At 61.6% G+C, this 3525-nt stretch carries 3 protein-coding genes and 2 pseudogenes; 1 reads left to right on the top strand and 4 read right to left on the bottom strand.

Features of this window, described 5'->3' with window-relative positions:
- The 4 genes and pseudogenes from EN925_RS28255 to EN925_RS28240 all read right to left on the bottom strand — a co-directional run.
- A pseudogene (locus EN925_RS28255) lies at window positions 1-720 on the bottom strand (calcium-binding protein); the annotation flags it as partial.
- Window positions 721-915: 195 nt separating this feature from the next.
- Entirely contained in the window at window positions 916-1431 is a 516-nt protein-coding gene (locus EN925_RS28250) for an AraC family transcriptional regulator (RefSeq protein WP_064995671.1), read from the bottom strand.
- 12 nt (window positions 1432-1443) lie between these two features.
- A complete protein-coding gene (locus tag EN925_RS40235; protein WP_206519241.1) occupies window positions 1444-1806 on the bottom strand; it encodes a hypothetical protein in 363 nt (120 codons plus the stop codon).
- Window positions 1807-2420: 614 nt separating this feature from the next.
- The gene (locus EN925_RS28240) at window positions 2421-2621 is read right to left on the bottom strand and encodes a hypothetical protein (RefSeq protein ID WP_013529836.1); all 201 of its coding nucleotides are present in this window, start codon (window positions 2619-2621) and stop codon (window positions 2421-2423) included.
- A 308-nt stretch (window positions 2622-2929) separates the two neighbouring features.
- Between EN925_RS28240 and EN925_RS28235 the strand changes: the two are divergent.
- Window positions 2930-3525 (top strand): annotated as a pseudogene (locus EN925_RS28235) (cardiolipin synthase); the annotation flags it as partial.

Raw genomic sequence — 3525 nt, 5'->3', positions numbered from 1 at the left:
GTTCCCCGAAGCCTGGCTCACGCTGCCGACAGCGACGGAATTGCCGCCGGTCGCTTGGCTCGATACGCCAACGGCCGTCGCGGCGGCGCCAGCAGTAGCCGTGGAGCCGATGGCAGTCGCGTTCGCCCCATTTGCGGTGCTGTTGACGCCAAAGGCGCTTGCCCCGCCGGCGTTAGCATGGGCGTTTCCGCCCACAGCGAGCGCGTTAATGCCGGTCGCGCTTGCAAAGACACCTATGCCGATGGCGTTCAGGCCATTGACACTCATCGAATAGCCGATGGCGATCGAAGCGTCGCCCGTTGCACTGTTGGAGGTGCCCAACGCTACGGCGTTGTTGCCATTCGTCGTGGCACCGTTACCGATGGCGACGGCGTTGCCGCCTGTCGCGGACCCGCCGCCGGCCTGGTATTGTGCCTGGGCCGGCGTGGCGAGGCTGAGCGCGGCGATCGCCGCCAGGCCGCCGACGATGCTCGCCAGGCTGACGGAGGAGGCCAAGGCCGAACGCACGCTGCCGCCGACCCCCAGCGTTCCCAGCCCCAGACGCCTGCGCCCCATACCAAGCGCACGATGCGCCATGCGCAGCACGGCCATCAGGCGGCGGCGAACCGAGCGCGAACCATGATCGGCCCCCGCGATCCACTGCCCCGCGAAATGCGCTGTGCGACGCCGAACAAACGAACCGCTCGAAATCTGGCCGTTCGAAATCTGGTTGTCGGTCATGGTCCCTCTCCGCTGGCCGGCACGAAATGTCTGACAATTCCGCTCCATCGCAGGAAGACATGATTCCTGCGTGCGGTATTTCACGATATTGCTGTCTTGTGAGAAAAGAGGCGAGCAAACCGGCATAGGTTAACGGCTCGTTACCCCTGCCAATGCTTTAGAATCAAGTAATAAAGCAACTCCCTAAGCGCCGTCTCATCTAAACTTGGCGCTAAGCTTTCCCATCCGCGCCTGCAGCGGCGTCATCTGCCGGTATTTCTTCATCACGGTGGTAAAATGGCTCTGGCTCGAAAATCCGCTGGAGTGAGCGATGTCGGCGATCGTCATGCCGCTGTCGGCAAGCAACCTTTCAGCGAAATCCAGCCGCAGACCGAGGACGTACTGATGCGGCGGCATCCCGAACGTCCTCGAGAAAGCCCGCACAAAATGATAGGGTGAAAGACCGCAAACCGCAGCCATCTCGGCAAGCGCCAGCTTGCGCGTAAAGTTCTCGTCCAGGAATTGCCGCACGCGGCTCGCGGCGCGGACGGAAAGCCCGCCTTTTGCGTTGAGCGTCGGTTGTCGCGAATTGGGTCCGGAAACCGGTCCGGGGACACCATCCTCACCCGGCATTTCTTGGCCTCCTGATTCGTCCCGGATGAGGTTCAACCCTAGGCTTCCTTCCGCGTTCCCCTGAAAAACAATTCGTGATTGATCGAAGCCGACCGGCATCGCCAACCCCATTCATGAGAGCGTTCCGGCCGGACGGCGTACAACGCGCGGACTGCATGACATTCCAGACGATTCCTGCGGAGCTTGGGGCGGATTTGCAGCAAGATGTATTCTGGAAAACGCCGCAAGGCGCCTGTTGCGGCCTGGGTGGGTGCGCAGCAGATCGGCCGGGTCGACCGTGCCGAAAGCAGGCGGATCGAGTTCGGCGAGATCGCATTCATGCACGGCCAATTGCGCCAGCGCTTCGGGAGCGATGGAAACGACGGCGTTCTCCCGGGTCAGGGACCAGGCCGGCTTGCTGTCCACACCCGCCGGATTGACGACGCGACATCCGGTCGGCGTATCGTACCGCGTGATCCGGTCGCTGCCGAGCAAGGCTCTCGATCGGCGTGCGGGCCGCAGCGCAATTCCAGTGGAATGCTCTTTGGCCGGGAATGTCTGCGAGACGGGATCGCGGGCTGAGTCTATGACACTCCGCGCCGCGGTGGCCCTCCAGGGGCCTGCGCTTTCAGGAATTATGTCCAGGACATATCGAGCTGTCCGTTCTCGATTGACGCCCTGGGAATTGCCGCTTTCCCGAGCATCGTCCGCATTTTCCATTGCCTGGCCTCAGCCGCTTGTCTGCCGCCTGAAATCCCCCTTAGCCCGACCCGGATCCAACGTAACGCACATGCTGCGGATAGTGAATAACATCCGTACGCAAACAAAAAATTTTGTTCGGGATAAAAGCCCCTCGGGGCGAGGAACCCAGGCCTTTAGGTCGCGACTACGGGTCAACAGGTCCCTTTGGACCCTTCGGCGCATTGGCTGACGGAGCATCAAACGAAAAACCCGCCTGCTCGGCGGGTCACTGGCGCAAATCAGCACCATGCACGAATATATACCTTAGCTGAGATCACCGTGTCAAGAAAAAATTCCTATCGCGAAAAGCTGCCGACGCAAAAGCCGCGACACAGCCAGCAATGCAGAGCTACCAGATTGGCTACCGGTCATTGCAGATCGTCGCGACGATTCTCATACAAATCCCATGCAAGTTCGACAAACCCCAGAAGAACGTCCTCCTCGCTCCATCCGGCAGCGACGGCCGCCTGGACGATCTCGCGGACGAGAGGCAGCAATTGGCGTTGGCATTCTGCCGACGTGTCGGCAACTACGTCATCGCCGGGAGGTTCATCGAAGTTGAATTTCATCGTTAGGCGCCCCCCTCGCCATCAATCAAAGTGTTCATATCATTAAGTTCATTCATCCTGATATACAATAGAGGTCGCACCAAAGCATAAGAGGCTTCGGAGGCTCTGAGCAGAACAGGATGATGCCAGGCTCTATGCTTCCGCTAGGTCAGGTTTGTCCTTCTGAACAGGGTCCGTCGGGAAGCTTCTACCCATCAATCTCTGCGGCTGGTCGAAACCTTCGGCCAGGGCCGCATGCCACCATCCGGCGAATGCGCGGCAGGACCGGCCGCATTGCCTTCTGCAACCGCTCGCTGGATAGTCTCGGCATGTTGGCGACCCTGGCGACTCACTGGCCGCAAATTCTGGCGATCATCTCCGTGGTGATGGCGACGGTCGGCATCGTCCATGCCGTCATGACCAAGGAAGATGTGCGCGCCGCCACCGGCTGGGTCGGCGTGATGGTGCTGTCCCCGATCCTCGGCGTGCTGATCTACGCCGTCGCCGGCATCAATCGCATCCGCCGTGCCACGATCACCGCCCAGCGCCCGTTTGCCGACGGCGTGGTGTCCGCCAAGCATGAGCGCGACGTCGCTGTCGAAGAGGCCCTGATCGTCGAGCGATACGGGCAACGGTTCACGGGCTTGCGGACACTCGGCGACAGGGTGGCGCGGCGCGCGCTCAACCCTGGAAACGCAATCGATGTGCTGGAGACCGGCGACGAGGCCTATGCCGCCATGTGCGCGGCAATCGACGGCTCCGAGCGCAGCGTCCTGCTCGAGACCTATATTTTCGACAATGACGCCGTCGGCCTGCTCTTCGTCGAGGCGCTGGCCGGCGCCGTCCGGCGCGGCGTCACCGTCCGCGTGCTGATCGATGCCGTCGGCGCCCGCTACTCGGTGCCGAGCATCCTGGGGCATTTGCG

Source organism: Mesorhizobium sp. M7A.F.Ca.US.006.04.2.1 (genome assembly GCF_004022915.1).
GTDB classification, from domain to species: Bacteria; Pseudomonadota; Alphaproteobacteria; order Rhizobiales; family Rhizobiaceae; genus Mesorhizobium; species Mesorhizobium ciceri.
Note: the sequence above shows the minus strand (reverse complement) of the source record. Positions and strands in the feature narration are given on the sequence as shown.